This is a genomic window from Pedobacter sp. SL55, assembly GCF_026625705.1.
Lineage (GTDB): Bacteria > Bacteroidota > Bacteroidia > Sphingobacteriales > Sphingobacteriaceae > Pedobacter.
On record NZ_CP113059.1, the window covers coordinates 753,534 to 769,628 of the forward strand.

The 16,095-nt window shown below is 37.7% G+C and carries 17 protein-coding genes; 1 reads left to right on the forward strand and 16 read right to left on the reverse strand.

The features are described 5' to 3' along the window. The 4 genes from OVA16_RS03280 to OVA16_RS03295 form a co-directional block, all read right to left on the reverse strand. Positions 1–195 carry a hypothetical protein gene (locus tag OVA16_RS03280; protein WP_267763495.1) on the reverse strand — a complete coding sequence of 65 codons (195 nt, stop codon included), beginning with the start codon at positions 193–195 and terminating at the stop codon, positions 1–3. 346 nt (positions 196–541) lie between these two features. Continuing rightward, positions 542–1,687 carry a TlpA family protein disulfide reductase gene (locus OVA16_RS03285; protein ID WP_267763496.1) on the reverse strand — a complete coding sequence of 382 codons (1,146 nt, stop codon included), beginning with the start codon at positions 1,685–1,687 and terminating at the stop codon, positions 542–544. Positions 1,688–1,743: 56 nt separating this feature from the next. Further along, positions 1,744–1,971: a hypothetical protein gene (locus tag OVA16_RS03290; RefSeq protein WP_267763497.1), complete on the reverse strand. Its 228-nt coding sequence runs from the start codon at positions 1,969–1,971 to the stop codon at positions 1,744–1,746. A 152-nt stretch (positions 1,972–2,123) separates the two neighbouring features. Further along, positions 2,124–3,722, reverse strand: a complete 1,599-nt coding sequence (locus tag OVA16_RS03295) for a cysteine peptidase family C39 domain-containing protein (RefSeq protein ID WP_267763498.1) — start codon at positions 3,720–3,722, stop codon at positions 2,124–2,126. A gap of 144 nt (positions 3,723–3,866) precedes the next feature. Between OVA16_RS03295 and OVA16_RS03300 the strand changes: the two genes are divergently transcribed. After that, a complete protein-coding gene (locus tag OVA16_RS03300) occupies positions 3,867–4,121 on the forward strand; it encodes a helix-turn-helix domain-containing protein (protein WP_267763499.1) in 255 nt (84 codons plus the stop codon). Positions 4,122–4,128: 7 nt separating this feature from the next. Here OVA16_RS03300 and OVA16_RS03305 read toward each other — a convergent pair whose 3' ends face one another. The 12 genes from OVA16_RS03305 to OVA16_RS03360 all read right to left on the reverse strand — a co-directional run bounded on the left by OVA16_RS03305 (position 4,129) and on the right by OVA16_RS03360 (position 16,017). Next, positions 4,129–5,529, reverse strand: a complete 1,401-nt coding sequence (locus OVA16_RS03305; protein WP_267763500.1) for a LysM peptidoglycan-binding domain-containing protein — start codon at positions 5,527–5,529, stop codon at positions 4,129–4,131. Positions 5,530–5,631: 102 nt separating this feature from the next. Continuing rightward, the gene (gatA, locus tag OVA16_RS03310) at positions 5,632–7,077 is read right to left on the reverse strand and encodes an Asp-tRNA(Asn)/Glu-tRNA(Gln) amidotransferase subunit GatA (RefSeq protein ID WP_267763501.1); all 1,446 of its coding nucleotides are present in this window, start codon (positions 7,075–7,077) and stop codon (positions 5,632–5,634) included. A 31-nt stretch (positions 7,078–7,108) separates the two neighbouring features. Next, positions 7,109–7,303, reverse strand: coding sequence for a Sec-independent protein translocase subunit TatA/TatB (locus tag OVA16_RS03315; protein WP_267763502.1), 195 nt, complete (start codon positions 7,301–7,303; stop codon positions 7,109–7,111). A gap of 27 nt (positions 7,304–7,330) precedes the next feature. Beyond that, positions 7,331–7,693: a Sec-independent protein translocase subunit TatA/TatB gene (locus tag OVA16_RS03320; protein WP_267763503.1), complete on the reverse strand. Its 363-nt coding sequence runs from the start codon at positions 7,691–7,693 to the stop codon at positions 7,331–7,333. Between the two features lie 51 nt (positions 7,694–7,744). Then, the gene (locus tag OVA16_RS03325) at positions 7,745–9,019 is read right to left on the reverse strand and encodes a murein hydrolase activator EnvC family protein (RefSeq protein WP_267763504.1); all 1,275 of its coding nucleotides are present in this window, start codon (positions 9,017–9,019) and stop codon (positions 7,745–7,747) included. Positions 9,020–9,038: 19 nt separating this feature from the next. Next, positions 9,039–9,830: a DUF4292 domain-containing protein gene (locus tag OVA16_RS03330; RefSeq protein ID WP_267763505.1), complete on the reverse strand. Its 792-nt coding sequence runs from the start codon at positions 9,828–9,830 to the stop codon at positions 9,039–9,041. After that, entirely contained in the window at positions 9,808–11,466 is a 1,659-nt protein-coding gene (locus OVA16_RS03335; RefSeq protein WP_267763506.1) for a tetratricopeptide repeat protein, read from the reverse strand. Before OVA16_RS03335 ends, OVA16_RS03330 begins: the two co-directional genes overlap by 23 nt. 200 nt (positions 11,467–11,666) lie before the next feature. After that, positions 11,667–12,098, reverse strand: a complete 432-nt coding sequence (dut, locus tag OVA16_RS03340; protein ID WP_267763507.1) for a dUTP diphosphatase — start codon at positions 12,096–12,098, stop codon at positions 11,667–11,669. A 34-nt stretch (positions 12,099–12,132) separates the two neighbouring features. Continuing rightward, a complete protein-coding gene (locus OVA16_RS03345; RefSeq protein ID WP_267763508.1) occupies positions 12,133–13,623 on the reverse strand; it encodes a lipopolysaccharide biosynthesis protein in 1,491 nt (496 codons plus the stop codon). A gap of 120 nt (positions 13,624–13,743) precedes the next feature. Next, entirely contained in the window at positions 13,744–14,028 is a 285-nt protein-coding gene (locus OVA16_RS03350; RefSeq protein WP_267763509.1) for an acylphosphatase, read from the reverse strand. Between the two features lie 217 nt (positions 14,029–14,245). Next, a complete protein-coding gene (locus OVA16_RS03355) occupies positions 14,246–15,193 on the reverse strand; it encodes an NAD(P)H-dependent flavin oxidoreductase (protein WP_267763510.1) in 948 nt (315 codons plus the stop codon). Then, the gene (locus tag OVA16_RS03360) at positions 15,190–16,017 is read right to left on the reverse strand and encodes a Bro-N domain-containing protein (protein ID WP_267763511.1); all 828 of its coding nucleotides are present in this window, start codon (positions 16,015–16,017) and stop codon (positions 15,190–15,192) included. The genes OVA16_RS03355 and OVA16_RS03360 overlap by 4 nt, the downstream gene beginning before the upstream one ends. Between the last annotated feature and the right edge of the window lie 78 nt (positions 16,018–16,095).

The following is a 16,095-nucleotide window of genomic DNA, read 5'->3' on the forward strand; positions in this document are numbered from 1 at the left end:
TTATTTAACACAAAGACGTTCTCCTCCAGGACAACCGTCTGATGCAGCGTAGAAAGTACAAACTCCCTTGTCACCTCCACATTGCTTACCAACATCTTCTAGTTCACATTCTTGCAAACAGCCTGTAGCGCTCTGCCTAGTTCCCCCCATTACTTTTTTCATCTCAGCTCTGCTGAGTAAATTCTCCTTGTTCATAATTTTTATAGATTTGGATACTTAAAACTTTGCAAGCCTTCCACGCTGGCTTGCTTACGGCGGTAAAGGTAAACGCCTTTACTCGTTGCTGGGGCGGTACACTTGCAATTGGGCCGCCCCTTTTTACCTTGCAGGTCTAGACTACAAGGAATATTTTCATTAGGTTTAAAACTGTATATCTTCTAATTTATGTGAGCGAATTACCTATATGACATGAAGTTTTTTGAGCGTAATATTTTAAATTAAAACTGACATTAAAGAATAAAAAATATTAGTTTTTTAACTATCAAAATTTTAACTCGCTTTTATCAAGCAGACCTTTTATGGTAAAAAATTAAGTTCCACTTCATTTTTCTAGCAAATTTTCAATCATCTTTAGGTTGCTTACATTTTTTGAAATTATCTTCCCGTTTTCGTTCACTAGAATATTCGCAGGAATTGCATTTATTCTATAATCTTTAGGTATAACAGATAAATGTCCTCTACCATCAGAAACATTAAGCCACGGATAGTTATCATGCATACTTACTTTTCTCCAATTGCTTATGTCATCGTCTAAAGAAACTAGAATAACGTTAAATCTTTTCGATCTATTTGAATAATAAAATGTGTACAATTCTTTAAGAGATTGCGTACAAGGAGCGCACCAACTAGCCCAAAATTCTATTAAAGTTAATTTATTGCCTTTATTTTTAAAATATTCTTCATCAATTAAGAGTTCGCTACCAGATAAATCACTAGCTCTAATTGGAACCAAATCTTCACTAATTAATTTAACACCTTGCTCGTACAATAAATTACTTACATTTTTATATATATTTTCTTTTAATGCAATACCATAGCTAGTATTCTTTATTTCGTTAGTTAAATTTTCATAAATTTTTTGCTCTTCTAAATCAAATTGTGAGTTTTTACTTAAAATGTAAGGCGATACAATACTATTTCGATTTTCAGCAGCAATTTGCCTTTTAAACTTCTCAACTGCGTCTTCGTAAGACTTTATTAATCTGAACACACTATCGGCAGATTTTTCATTTTCAGACGAGACAAATCTTTTATGTAGCTCTAGCCTTACGTCTTTTATTTTGGCGAGACTATCTAAACCATTAAAGAAAAATCTTAATAAGTTATCTGATGTTGAGTTGCTTGAAATACTAAATTTCTTGTTTGGCAAATCGTAAATTAAGTTATACGTTGCATTAGGTTCAATAACAATTTTATACGAAATAAATCTTGAGCCCCATGTTAAGCTTAACATAGCCACTTCTGCGGTTGTAATTATATCATTAAACTTAGCATATTTATTGGTAACAGTCGCTTTGTAAATATGTTTTGGTGCTGCTAAAGGTAACCTTTCAAAAGTCTTCAGGTCCCAAACACAACTATCATCCACTTTATTTTCTGGATCAATAATTTGTATACTCATCTCAAAATGCTGCGCAAGTAAGACTTTTGATGTAAATATTAATAATAGCGCAAGAAATAATCTCATTTTATTTTTGTTAAAAATGTGGTCTAAGAATTAATAGGCCACATTTTAATTGAATACTAATGTCCACAATCAACAAATGCGCAACTTGGATCATTCGCACAAAAATCTTCGGCGTACAGATGTGCAAATGCATACTGAGAATTACCTCCATAACCTCCCGGAACAGTCACATTACCAGACTCGGTTGTACCATTCCAAAAATGATAGGTGCATTGGACACTAACATCATACCCTCCCATTACTTTTTTCATCTCAGCTCTGCTGAGTAAATTCTCCTTGTTCATGATTTTTATAGATTTGGATACTTAAAACTTTGCAGGCCCTCCACGCTGGCTTTCTTACGGCGGTAAAGGTAAACGCCTTTACTCGTTGCTGGGGCGGTACACTTGCAATTGGGCCGTCCCTTTTTTCCTAAGTGTCTAGACAAGGAATATCTTTAGTTGATCAAATAGGGTAAATCATCTAATTGATAGGGCTCTGGCAATTTATAGCCGTTAACTAAAATGGTTGGTGTAAAGGTGATTTCCGCCATTTTGCACCATTGCTTTTGTTTTTTGGTAGCCACGTTTACCTCTTCTCCAATCTCAATCTGGAAATCTTTCGCCCAATTTTCATATTTTTTTTCACGTAGTTCGTACCAGTGGTTCAAGGCTTTCTCAACCAAAGCCACATCGTTGGTTAAACTAAGGGCGGTTACATGGCGAGCTACCTTGGTGCGCTGGTCATCATCATGATCTGCTGTGGTAAATACAATTTCCAGTTGAATATCGCTTCTTGTCTTTAACCATTTATCTAAAGTTTCGTGAGCCTTGGCGCATGGGCCACAAAAAGGATTGCTTACCATGGTAATAATTGTTTGCGCTTCGGGGTTTCCTAGCGTGATTGGCGCTATTTCATTAGGCACCGCATAACGTGGTTGCTTGGTAAGGGCATGTCCAAATAATTCAGCATTATATTTGAATTTGTTTAACTGCTGTTTCAAGAGGCGATACTCTGATGATTTTTGCAATACTGGTTTTAAAATATACCACAGCAATACCGGAGCGATAAAGCTTAAAAGTAGGTAGAAGGCAGAAGGTAAAAGTTGTAAGGAGAAAGAAGAAAAGCTAAAAGGTAAGAGACCAAAGACTAAAGCAATTGCAAACTCTAGCCATAAAATTATTTGTACGGCACAACATAACACACACCAGCTTTTGTGGCTGTATTGGTAGTAAATTGACCACAGTGTATAGGGCAAAGCTAAGATATTGAACCAAACTAAGAAGTACAAGGATGAAGGAACAAAGATTAAGGATAGCAAACTACCAGCAAAATAAAAGAAGCCTACTTCGCTCCAGCTTAGCCATGAAGTTGCTTTTGCTGCGTCTGACTTTAGGATGGCATTGCAATTGTTCTTTTTGCCTAAACTGCATAGGTTTTGCACCAAAGGATTATTGGCGTTTACACCATGTGCTAACAACAATACTGAAATACCTACCCCAATAAACTTGATGGCCAACAATAAGCTAAATGCTAAAGGAGCAGCACTAAAGTTGATAAATAACGCTGTAGCTAGCATCACAATCAAAATAAAGCAGGGCACAATTAAGGCATTAGCTATTCCAATTAGCTGCTTTGTAAAGTAGCCTTCTTCTCCGCTTTTTTCGGTTGCTTTGGCGTATAATAATATACCACTCCATGTATCTAAAAATTCATGCTCGGTAATTTCTTTACGTTTAACTTTTTCATCGCTATAAATTACTTTTCCTTTGGTTATCTGATGTACCAATATGAATATACCGCCGTTAGCGGGCAATTGCGCAATAAATGGAAACTTTAATTCTTCTACTTTGTAATTCTCTTTTTTGATAAGATAACCTGCGTTAGGGAGGTGCCAACCATTAAAACAGTCGCTTACAGCCATTAGGCTCGGAAAATCTGGATGATTTTCCAGTTTTTCTGTTAAGGACGCCTCACTTACTTTAACACCTAGCTCATTTAACAGTAGCCTAGGCACTTCAATAGCGCTTGCTTTGGGAGTGGTAAACAGCTTCATAGGTATATTCGGTTTTTGTATGAGCTAATTTACCCCCCCAATTGACATTTTATGTGAAATCTCGTCACATTTTGTGAAATCTCGTCACATTTTTAAATGCCTAATAAATTAGTTAACTTTAAGGCTACCTATCAAAAAACATGTATGAAAAAGTTAACCGTGCTCAAACAATTGCGTGCGATGAGTGGCTTTGGCCAGCAAGAAATTGCCAATGCGCTAAAAATTGAACGCAGTACCTATACCAAATGGGAAAATAAAGAGAAAGATTTAGCGCTTTCGCAAATTACGCAAATAGCCGCCTTTTATGGTTTAGGGCCAAATGCACTTACTAAAATGATATTGGATGGTTACGTTAGTAGCCCTGATGTAGTGGCAAGTTTAATTAATAAAAAAATTTAACAAAAACCTACATCACCTTTAACACCATGCCCTCGGTAATCTTTGCCGATTTTAAACCATTGGCAGCTTTTAAGCTGGCCACGGTAATACCATCAAATTTTTCGGCTATGCTAGATAAAGTATCTCCTGATTTCACTTTATAACTCGCGAAACTAGCTTTGGATTTTGGTGTAAGCTTAGTTGGAACAGTGTCTCTGTAAATTTTTAGTTTCTGCCCCGGAATAATGGTTGTAACCTCTAATTTGTTCCAAACTTTTAAATCTTGTACCTCAACGCCGTATTTATTGGCAATGGCTGTTAAACTTTGTCCGGGCGTTACTTTATGCACTAATATTTTGGGTTGGGCGGCTTCCTTTTTAGGCAAAGCTTTCTTTCTTAAATCCCTCACATCATCGGTTGATGCCAAAATAATTTCTCTATCAACTTCAATGTCGTTATTTAAAACAGTGAAAAGCGGTTCGTAAAACTGGTGGTCTGGCCTAGGTATTACGATACGTTTCGGTATAATGTCTGTACCGTTAACAATCTTCTTTTTATAGCTAGGGTTTAAGGCTATTAATGTTTCTTCTTTATGGTTAATGGCATTTGCTACATCGGCCAGTGCCACAAAATTTTTAACCTGTACGGTATCTGTTTTAAAAGCAAATGCGTTAGGTTTGGTAATAATTTGATGTTTTGGTGCGTATTTCATTACATATACCGCAGCTATAAAAGCCGGCACATAATTACTGGTTTCTTTGGGTAAAAACTTTCTAATCTCCCAAAAATTACGGGAGCCAGCTTTGTCGATGGCTCTTTGCACATTGCCTTTGCCACAATTGTAGGCAGCTATAGCCAAAAGCCAGTCGCCCAGTTCTTCGTAAGCGTCGCGAAAATACGCTGCAGCTGCGTAACTGGCTTGTATAGGGTCTTTGCGTTCATCTACAAAGTTATCCATGGTTAAACCGTAAGCTTTTGCCGTGCCAAACATAAACTGCCACAAACCCGTAGCGCCAACCCTAGAAACCGCATGAGGGTTTAAGGAAGACTCTACAATGGCTAAATATTTAATTTCTGTTGGAATGTTGTAAGATTTCAGCGCTTTTTCGAAAATCGGGAAGTAGTAGCTAGATAGTCCGAGCATATCGCCATACATGGCCTTACGTTTGGTGTAAATATCAATATAGCTTTGTACGTATTCGTTATAATCTAAAGGAACCGTTTGTTGTATAGAATCTAAACGCATTTTGTACAACAAACTCTGGCCAAACAACATTGGTTGCTCAATTACAGGAACGGCTACTGTATCTGTTGGCGGCGCTGTAGTAAGCCTTTTTAAAATGGTATCTACTTGAATTTTACTCGGAACTTGTGCTAAAGTGCTAAAAGCAATCACAAAACTCAAGACAGTAAGTATCAATTTCCTCATAGGCTAAAATTTCTCGTCATTTCGACAACGCAGGAGGAGAAATCTAGAGCCAAACCACTTAGAAAACAGATTTAACCTCGTTGATTTTCAATTCTCTCTACGTTATACTTCGTTCGAAATGACGCTAGCGTTTAAAAAACTATATGATAAGTTGAGCAAAGCTTGCTCGTTAAAATGCTTGGCCATTAATTGGATACTTAACGGCAAACCTGCTTTGTTATTGCCCAAAGGCAATGCTACTGCCGGAATACCTGCTAAAGATGCCAATACGGTATAAATATCTGCCATGTACATTACCAAGGGGTCTTGCACATTTTCGCCAATTTTAAAAGCTGGGGTGGGTGCCACTGGACTAATTAAAACATCATTGTCCTTTAACAAAGCTTCTACCCTTTCTCTAATTAATTGACGTACTTTTTGTGCTTTTTGATAATAAGCATCATAATATCCGGCGCTTAAAACAAAAGTACCCAATAAGATACGTCGCTTAACTTCCTCGCCAAAACCTTCGGCTCTTGAGCTTTTGTACAGTTGGTTTAGGCTTTGTGCTTGTGTATTACGATAGCCATAATGTACACCATCGTAACGCGAAAGGTTGGATGAGGCCTCTGCTGTAGTTAGAATATAGTAGGTTGGCACTAAATACTCCAGCAAATCGAAAGATACATAGGTTACTTCATGGCCATCTGCCTTAAATTTTTCGATTGCTGCAAGTATCGCTTCTTTTGTTTCTACATCTAAAGCATTACTTTCTATGGTTTCTTTTAGTACTGCTATTCTGAGATTTGAGGTTTGAGATTTGAGATTTGAGCTGTAAGACGGCACTGGTTGTTGCGAAACTGTACTATCATTTTCATCGGCACCGGCCAAAACTTCTAACAACAAAGCGGCATCAGTAACTGAAGAAGTGAGTGTGCCCACCTGATCAAAAGATGAAGCGTAGGCAATTACGCCATAACGAGAAATACGGCCATAAGTGGGCTTAAAGCCAATGTTACCACAAAAAGCTGCAGGCTGGCGCACAGAACCACCAGTATCGGTACCCAAAGCCGCTAAGCATAAATCTGCTTGCACAGCAACCGCAGAGCCACCAGATGAACCACCAGCTACCCGTTCTTCATCGGCTGCATTTTTTACTGTACCGAAGTACGACGTTTCATTAGAACCGCCCATAGCAAACTCATCGCAGTTTAAACGGCCAATAATGATGGCATCTTCTGACAACAACCGCTTAACTACCGTTGAAGAATAAGGGGAAACAAACCCATCTAACATCTTAGAAGAAGCAGTTACTATATGCCCCTCGTAACAGATGTTGTCTTTAATACCGATAACCATGCCCGCCAATTTACCTGCCGAACCTTGATCAAGTTTAGCTTGGATTTCTTCGGCTTGTTTTGTCGCAGAATCAAAAAACACCTCATTAAACGCATTGAGGTGTTGATGCTTTTCTATTTGCTTAAAATAGTAAGCAATAAGTTCTTTTAAAGTTAGCTGCTTTTGCGCAAGTTCTCCCTGTATCTCTGTTAAAGAGCTGTATTTCTTCAAAATATAAACTTAAAGCGTTTGTAAATACGGTTTATTGAGGTTTGTTGGTGTTATCGGTAGTAGTAGAATCTACACCGTCTTTACCGTCTTTAAATTCTTTCATCCCCTTACCTAAACCACGCATTAATTCTGGAATTTTTTTACCCCCAAAAAGCAATAAAATTGCCACAATAATTAAAATGATTTCGGTTGTGCCTAGCGCAGCTAATAGTGGTGTTTGTAACATGACTGTTGTTTTATGTATTCAATTTTTTTAAATAGAACTTTTTGGTTCTTTGTCTTCTTTATTATCTACGAAAGCTGTTGCGTTTTGGTTTTCTGTGCTAACCGTAGGCTCATCATGGATAGAATGTGAGTTGTCTACTTCTGGTTCGCGATACCTACGATTTTCATCTGCTTTCCTGTCTTCTTCATCAGTATCAAAAGAGTTAATGTTGCGATGGATTTCTCTTTTTACTCCTTCAGAAGCATCTTTAAACTCGCGAATTCCTTTCCCTAATCCTCTTGCTAATTCTGGCAATTTTTTACCTCCAAATAACAAAAGTATTGCAATTACGATGAGCATCATCTCACCGCCTCCCATATTTAAAAACTCTAATAACGGCGTGCTGTACATTTTAAGCTTATTTTATACAAATATAGGGTTTAATTAGGTAAATTGCTTGTTTTATCTAGCCAGCCAACTTTCTGGGTTTTGTGCAACAGAGCTTCTAAGCACTTGGAATGTAACTTCAGGCACCCCATCTGTCTCGCCCGCTATACCTATAGTCTGCTTTGTAGAAACGTTACTATCTTCCGAAACAGAAACACTTTTCAAATTCTGATACACAGTAAAATACTCACCGTGATTTATGATGACAAAATAACGTCCAAATATACTTCGCACTTTCGTAACCTTTCCATTAAACACGGCTCTAACACTAGCACCTTCTGAGGTTTGAAAGGTAACTCCGTCATTTCTCCCCGACGCTTGGTCGACCTTATATGCTCCAAATTTGCCTGTAATATATCCGTTCGAAACTGGCGATGGCAAGCTGCCACGATTGGCTTCGAAAGCATCAGACAATTTCGCTGCTTCTGGTGTCGCTCTTAAAGCCTCATTAGCAGTTTTAGGTTTCGACGCTGTGGTAGTTGGCACAGGTTTATTTTCTGCCTTCGCTTTTGCTGCAGCAATCCTCTCTCTTTCTCTCGCTTCTTCCTCGGCCTTTTTACGGGCGGCAGCAATCTCTCTATTAATAGCTGCTCTAATCTCTCTATCTACCGCGGCCTGTTGCTGTCTTTTCCTTTTAATATCTGCTTGGTATTGTTTCTCTTGCTTGCTTAATTTGTTCAACACCACTGTTTGCTCACTTCTATTTTTGTCGAGCTTACTTTTCTCGGTTTCTTCTTCCTTTAATAAACTACTCTTGCTTTTTAGGCTCTTGTCCAATACCACAATCTGGTTACTCAATTGCTTTTCGGTACCCTGAATGTACGCCGCCTGTTTTTTACGGTACTGTCCAAATTGTTGCAAATATTTAATGCGTTTGTAGGCTTGGTTAAAATCGCTTGCGGCAAAAATAAACATCATTTTATCATAAGAATTGCGGTTGCGTTGCGCAAAGCGAATCATGCCGGCATATTCCTTTTTTAAATCTGCCAAACGACCTTTTAAATTTTGTACCTTATTGGCATTCTCATGAATTTGATGATCGATGTTTTTGATCTCTGAGTTAATGGTAGAAATTTTGTCTTGTCTTAACCTAATTTGAGCTTTAATGGCATTAATTTGCCCCAGCGTTAGTTTTTTACCACTTGCCGCTTTATTCAAATTTTTCTGAGCTAGCTCTATTTCTCTCTGTAAGGCTTCTTTTTTACGCTTTAGCTCTTTACTTGATTGCGCAAAAGCACTGGCGCAAAAACATAGGGCAATAATTAAAAGCAGAACTTTATGTAACTTCATTAACCAAAAGTATAAAAAATTAATTGATAACTTCGTAGTTCTTTGGAACCGAAAAAGGGAACTCTACGGCTACATTGGCATCTATTTTAACAAAATCAACGGCTACGCTTATTTTTTTATTGCCTACCGCCGAGTTTATTTTTACTACCGATGGGAAAAGGCCATTATTTACAGGTGTATACTTATCGTAAACCACTTTAAGTCCTTGTGCCGCTGCTGCATCGTTTAAAGTAAGTTCTGTAGATTTCAACAAAGTGTTGAATAATGTTCTGTAAGCTAAACTTTGATTGGTTCCATTTAAAACCCACACGCCATTTTCTAGGTTCAGGTCAGATTTTTCTGTCATAAACTCTTTAATGGTATTGCCCGTTAAGATAGATTGCAGCCAACCAAAATTTACCTGTTTGTTGGTATAGCTGTGGATATAGGATAGTGGTTTTCTAAGCACAGTTTTTTGAAGCCTGTTCATCAACAACAAGCTATCAGGTGTAATTACACCGCGGGCTGCTTCTAAGGCACCACCCAATGCCGTAACACTGAACCAGATCGTTTCATCTTTTTTGATACGGATATTAAGTGTTACATTATTTGCATTGCCATCGATATCTAAATCTGCTTTACCTTTTAATACCAGTGTATTGTACTGAAGCTCTTTCCCAAAAAGCACTGCTAAATTTTCAGATTTTTTGTCGTTAACTGGGGCAGCCTCTGCTACCGGCGGAGCTTTAACAATTTCTTTTTTGGGTCTACAGCTTACCACCATTAAGGCACAAGCCGCAATTAAAGCGCTATTTAATATATTTTTTTTCATTGATCTTTCTAGTTAGTTTTTCTGATTGGTTGCCTACACTTTTTGCCTTTTGCCATTGCACAACTGCATTTTCTTTATCTCCTTTTAGGAAAAGAATATCGCCATAATGTTCTAAATAAACAGGATGGTTAGCCTCGTTGTTTTGTAAAGCCTTTTGTATGTAGTTAAGAGCATCATCAATTCTATTTAATTTAAGCAGCACAATTGCGTAGGTATCTAAAATAGATGAGTTTTTGGGCAAAGCCGATGCTGCCTTAGCCGCCAATAACTCTGCCTTTGGTAAATCATGATTACGCAAGGCGAGATAATAGGCATAGTTACTCATAGTAAGGTAATTATTAGGAGCCAAAACTACTGCTTTATCAAAGGCGGCATCTGCCTCTTTTAGCTTTCCTTGATCTATCAAAACCTCGGCCTGTAAAGCTAAAATCATAGCTTTTAAATTGGCATCTTCTGGCTCTAGCTGCAAGGCATTTTTAAGCTCAAAACTAGCTTCGGCATTTTGCCCATTTCTGTGTAACGCAAACGCTCTGTAATAGTATAAAATTGCTTGGTTAGGATAAATGGTCAGTGCTTCTTCGCCTGTTTTAATGGCTTCGGTATAATTGCCCATCAAGGTTTGTACACCAAGTACTTTTTCCCAAGCAATGTACAATTGCTCCGACCGCTGTATTGCCGCCAAATATTGCGCTTTGGCTCCGCTTAAATTTCCCTGTTGGTATAAAATATCGCCATAAAGCAACATTACTTTTGCATCATCTTTGTAATCGTTTAACACAATTAAGCCCAACTCGGTAGCATTTTTTACCACTTCTGGCTTGCTAAAACGAAGTAACATTTGGCTCAAAATCTTAACCTTGTTTGGCAAAGGCATTTCTGGATTAGTAAAAGCTACTTTAAGCGACGCAAAAGCTTCGTCTGGCTTTTTTAACGCATGGTAAACATCGGCTAAAGCCAACTGTATTTCGTAATGATCAGCATCAATATCTTTTGCTTTTAACAGTAATGCCAAAGCCTCGCTGTTTTGGTTTTTCTCTAAAAGCGATCCGCTTAATTCTAGGTAATTTTTAACATCCCCCGGATGATCAGTAATCAATTTTTGCAAAGCGTTGCCATCAGCTTCTCCTGGCTTCTTAAACCGTTGCTTGGCCACTGTAGACGATTTTGTTACTCCAAATTTCTCCTCAAACAAATCGAAAGCCTTTTTAGACTCTTCCGTTTTACCTGCGATGTATAAGGCGTTTGCTCTATCAAAGTAATAGCTTTCTACGTTAGGTTCTAGTGTAATTAACTTATCGAAAGTTTGCACCAGCGCTTCCATGTTGCCATTGCGTTTGTAGATTTCGGATAGTAATTTTAAATACCAAACATTATTTGGCTGAGCAGAAAGGGCTTTTTTGATTGAAACTTCGGCATCTAGCAATTTATTTTGACGCAATTGAATATTAGCAATTTCAAAATGTGCTGCGCTATTGTTTGGATCGATAATCAGAATTTTGGAAAAACTATTACCAGCATTAACGTAGTTTTCGCTCAATTTTTCTTTTAAGCCTGCGAAAAAAAGTTCTTTTATGGCATTGCTATCTTTTACGGCAACGGGTGTTTGCTGCGCCTTGATAGATAAGCACAACAACATTAAACTTGCTGTAAAAAATGGCCTCCCCCAACCCCTCCAAAAGAGGGGAGAAAGCAATCCTAAATCCAATATTTTATTATTAAGTTTCAAATTTCTTTACCACAAAAGGCTTAAAAATCTAGCTGCACTTTGCTAATCTTTAATTGCCTCATTTAATTGTGCCATACAAAACTCTTCCCTTTGGGAAGAGTTAGATGGGCTTATTTACCTGTATGACCGTAGCCGCCAGCGCCTCTATTGGTATCGCTTAGCTCTTCAGTTTGTTCCCAAACTACAGTTTCGTGTTTTGCTACTACCATTTGCGCTATGCGTTCGCCGTTGTTAACCACAAAATCGGTATCCGACAAATTTACCAACAATACCTTTAACTCGCCACGATAATCTGCATCAATAGTTCCTGGCGAATTTAGCACCGTTACGCCATGCTTGTAAGCCAAACCGCTTCGAGGTCTTATTTGTGCTTCGTAACCTACTGGCAATTCTATAAACAAACCCGTTGCAATTAAACAACGCTGCAATGGTTTAATTATGATTTGCTCTTCGATATTTGCTCTTAAATCCATGCCTGCTGCATTAGCGGTTTCGTAGGCTGGTAATTGGTGTGTAGATTTATTGATGACTTTGATTTGCATGTTAGATATGAGTATTGAGATGTGAGTATTGAGACTAGCCTCGTTTCAGAATTTTAGTTAATTCATTTTTTTCAAAATAAAATACTACAGCTATAAAAATTAACAAAAGTGCATTGCCGATGTAAATATTTCTATCGAAAATAAAAAACGAAGAAAATACGATGATGGTTGAGCTTAGCAAATAAGCTGATATTTTTTTAAAATTGTAGGGTATTGGATAGTATTTCTGGCCTAAAACATACGATAAAACCATCATCACGAAATAAGCGATCATGCTTACCCAAGCCGAGCCCATGTAACTGTATTTAGGAATTAACACCACATTTAGTACAACAGTAATAATTGCACCACTTACCGAAATATATAAACCAAAGCGAGTTTGATCCGATAGACGATACCAAATAGAAAGATTCATGTAAATGCCTAAACAAACGTAACCCAACAACAGGTAAGGAACAGCTGGCAAACCAACCCAATACTCGGCAATGTGCGCACTATCTCTACTGATAAAATATTTTAAAATTTCGATATTGGCTACCAAGGCCACAAACAAAACAGCCAAAGCAATTACAAAATATTTAAGAATGTTGGCATAGGTATGTTTGGCATTTTCTTGTTTAGCATGGCTAAAGAAAAAAGGCTCGGCACCTAGCCTAAAAGCGGTGTTAAATATGCTCATGAAAATAGCTATTTTACAAACTGCTCCGTAAATTCCTACTTGTGTTTCTGTAGCGTACTTATCTAAAAGAATTTTATCTAAATTTTCGTTAACTATAAACGATAGATTTGCTACCAATATTGGCCAACTATACGATAGCATTTTCATGAACATCGCTTTATCGAACTTTAATTGAAGCTTTAAAAACTCTGGTATTAACAACACAAAAGTAATTACGCTTGCAACTAAATTTGCAATAAATACATAGCCTACCCACTTCTCTCTAAACCAACTGGCAAAGAAACTAGCAGTTGGCAAATTATGTTTAATTATTGCCGGTATACCGTAAATGAAAAACAGGCACAAAGAAACATAGGTTAAGATATTCAGAAATTTAATCAAACTGTATCTAAATGGTTTACCGTCGGCACGTAACTTGGCAAAAGGGATGATACAAATGGCATCAGAAAATAGCAACCATATAAAATATTGTACATACCGTCTTTGGTCGTTCAGGTTCGCAGTATCATTGTTTACCAACCATTTCGTAATTGGATCTGTAAATACCAATCCTGTAACTAGAAATAGTGTTGAAATAAAAGCAACAACCAAAAAAGAATTATTGTAGACTTGCTGCTTTCTGTCTTCAAACTTATTCAAATACCTAAAATAGGTAGTTTCCATACCGAAGGCCAAAATGGCGTTAATGATAGAAGCCCAGCTGTACATTTTAGTAAAAACACCGTAAACCGCCGCAGCGTAGGTACGCGTAAATATTGGTGTTAAAATAAAATTAAGCATCCTAGTTAATATGGTGCTAATGCCATAAACCATGGTTTGCCCTAAAAATTTCTTTGCTACAGACAAGTTGATTTTAGATTTGCGATTTTAGATTTACGATTTTCTAAAATCAATATTCTTATTCACTCATTTTTGAGATTGTAGATGGCTAAATCGTAATTCGTCAATCTACAATCGTAAATCACATTACCACAATAAATTTTTCTTAATTACCACAAAGTTGGTGTAATGCTGTAACTCGCTTTCTTCTACAACTACTTGCTCTACAATTGCTTTCTCTGGGCCTTTATGGCACCACTCTACAAACATATCTAAAATTACGTTACTTGCTTCTGCTTCAATAATAACGGAGCCATCCTTTTCGTTTTTCACTTTTCCTTTTACGCCCATTTGGTCGGCTACGGCTTTGGTGCTTGCCCTAAAAAACACGCCCTGCACTTTACCTATTACTTTTATATTGATGTGTTTCATGACTAGATATGCGTATTGAGATGTGAGATATGAGACAAAATTTAAAATTTATACAAAAGTAATTATTTTGAACCACCTAAGACGCCTAAGAACATTTTAGATTAGAAATAGAAATTACACGGTCAATTAGCTACCATTATTCTTAAACAATTAGCTTAAGTTTTCTAAGGTGTACATAAAGCTATGTCGGGGCGAAAAATATTTCGTCCGTACAAATCTAAAATTTTAGTTTTTCGAGCTTTTCCTTTTCAACTAAAAACTCTTCCCAAATTTCATTAAAAATAATCGCAGCTGGCTTAACATCACTGAGCATTGCTGACACTTGCCCTATTTCCAACTCTCCTTCTTGCATATCGCCTTCGAACATACCGAGTTTGGCTCTTGCCCTTCCTAGCAATGCAGCTAACTCCTCTGTACTTGCGCCATTAGCTTCTGCTTGTGCAACGGCATCAGCAAATTCATTTTTAAGCAATCTAACGGGCACCAGTTTTTTCATCCTTAATTTGGTATCGCCTTCGGTAGAGGATAAGATTTTTTCCTTAAAGTTTGGGTGGGCAGAAGACTCTTCGGCTACAGCAAAGGCCGAACCTATTTGTACGGCATCAGCACCTAAGGCAAAGGCCGCCAACATAGCTTTGCCGCTTGCTATACCTCCAGCAGCAATTACTGGAATATTCACAGCCGCTTTAATCATCGGGATTAGACACAAGGTTGTAGTTTCCTCTCTTCCGTTGTGACCACCAGCTTCAAAACCTTCGGCAACAACCGCATCTACTCCACTTTGTTGTGCTTTTAACGCGAATTTAGTGTTGGCAATTACATGAACAACGGTCATTCCTTTCTCTTTCAAAAAGCTAGTCCAAGTTGCTGGGTTACCTGCCGAAGTAACCACAATTTTGACTTTTTCCTCCGCCAAAACATCCATGATCTCTTGAATGTTAGGATAAAGCAAAGGCACATTAACCGCAAAAGGCTGTTCTGTTGCCTGTTTACACTTTTGGATATGCTCTCGCAAAACCTCTGGATACATAGAACCAGCACCAATAATACCCAAACCACCAGCATTAGAAACAGCAGAGGCCAGCCGCCAGCCGCTACACCAAACCATACCGGCTTGAATAATTGGATATTTGATATTGAATAAAGAGGTAATTGAGTTTTTCATTTGTCCTTTTTTCTAATTCTCTTTGTTTCGGGTAAATAATTCTGATTAGAAACTACTTTTTGACCCGTTTTGCTTTCCAATTCTTTCCTAGCATTTCCTGCAACTGCCCCACCTTGTTTAGCCACTTTTTGGTTTTCTTTAAAGCCTATGGGGTTTTGGGTTTTAACAATGGCTGTGGTAGATGCTTCGCCCAACATCGAGAAAATCAGTTCCAAGTCAGTCATGTGATCACGCAGATTTTGGCTTTTTAAACCTTTAACTTTTTTGTATTCTGATGGTGTAAGCCCAAAAGTAGCTCTAGATATTTCGGCTGTTAAAATAGCATATTCTTTTTGTTCGTTTACCTCTCTATTTTTCCACTCGTCGGTAAGTTCTTCACGAATGGCGATGCTGCGCATACGCTTTTCAATCCAATCCTCATTATAGCCTTTAAGTTTATACAGCTCCCTTGCTCGTTGCGTAGCCAACTCTGGATTCTCTATCTCCTCTAAACGATCGGAACCTACTTGTGCCAGCCAAAGTTTAAAAGGTTCTGCCTTGGGCGAAGGAATGGATTGGATGATACGGAGAAGACCTTTTGAATTGGCAGCTTGTATTTTACGTTTTTTCCCATCGGCTGCTACCATTTCAACTAGGGTACAAATTGTACCCCAGTTGCTCTTAAGCTGCTCGTCACGGCTTAACATTCTTTTGATATACTGCTTTACATCTGTACTGTCTGTAAGTATTTCAACAACATCTTGAACAGAAAAATACCATTTCTGTTTGTTCTCATTCCATACGGAACGTATTTGATTGCTTTCGAACAGTTTAATGCTTGCCATAGGATAATTGATTTATAATATTTGCGGATAGATATTCCTTAAATATCGGAAAGAAAAACCACCAAAACTACCTACCAA

Bases quoted from the DNA above. Each gene is read 5' to 3' on its own strand.
- OVA16_RS03280 (WP_267763495.1), bottom strand. From the start codon at position 195: ATGAACAAGGAGAATTTACTCAGCAGAGCTGAGATGAAAAAAGTAATG.
- OVA16_RS03285 (WP_267763496.1), bottom strand. From the start codon at position 1,687: ATGAGATTATTTCTTGCGCTATTATTAATATTTACATCAAAAGTCTTA.
- OVA16_RS03290 (WP_267763497.1), bottom strand. From the start codon at position 1,971: ATGAACAAGGAGAATTTACTCAGCAGAGCTGAGATGAAAAAAGTAATG.
- OVA16_RS03295 (WP_267763498.1), bottom strand. From the start codon at position 3,722: ATGAAGCTGTTTACCACTCCCAAAGCAAGCGCTATTGAAGTGCCTAGG.
- OVA16_RS03300 (WP_267763499.1), top strand. From the start codon at position 3,867: ATGAAAAAGTTAACCGTGCTCAAACAATTGCGTGCGATGAGTGGCTTT.
- OVA16_RS03305 (WP_267763500.1), bottom strand. From the start codon at position 5,529: ATGAGGAAATTGATACTTACTGTCTTGAGTTTTGTGATTGCTTTTAGC.
- OVA16_RS03315 (WP_267763502.1), bottom strand. From the start codon at position 7,303: ATGTTACAAACACCACTATTAGCTGCGCTAGGCACAACCGAAATCATT.
- OVA16_RS03320 (WP_267763503.1), bottom strand. From the start codon at position 7,693: ATGTACAGCACGCCGTTATTAGAGTTTTTAAATATGGGAGGCGGTGAG.
- OVA16_RS03325 (WP_267763504.1), bottom strand. From the start codon at position 9,019: ATGAAGTTACATAAAGTTCTGCTTTTAATTATTGCCCTATGTTTTTGC.
- OVA16_RS03330 (WP_267763505.1), bottom strand. From the start codon at position 9,830: ATGAAAAAAAATATATTAAATAGCGCTTTAATTGCGGCTTGTGCCTTA.
- OVA16_RS03335 (WP_267763506.1), bottom strand. From the start codon at position 11,466: ATGTTGTTGTGCTTATCTATCAAGGCGCAGCAAACACCCGTTGCCGTA.
- dut (WP_267763507.1), bottom strand. From the start codon at position 12,098: ATGCAAATCAAAGTCATCAATAAATCTACACACCAATTACCAGCCTAC.
- OVA16_RS03350 (WP_267763509.1), bottom strand. From the start codon at position 14,028: ATGAAACACATCAATATAAAAGTAATAGGTAAAGTGCAGGGCGTGTTT.
- OVA16_RS03355 (WP_267763510.1), bottom strand. From the start codon at position 15,193: ATGAAAAACTCAATTACCTCTTTATTCAATATCAAATATCCAATTATT.
- OVA16_RS03360 (WP_267763511.1), bottom strand. From the start codon at position 16,017: ATGGCAAGCATTAAACTGTTCGAAAGCAATCAAATACGTTCCGTATGG.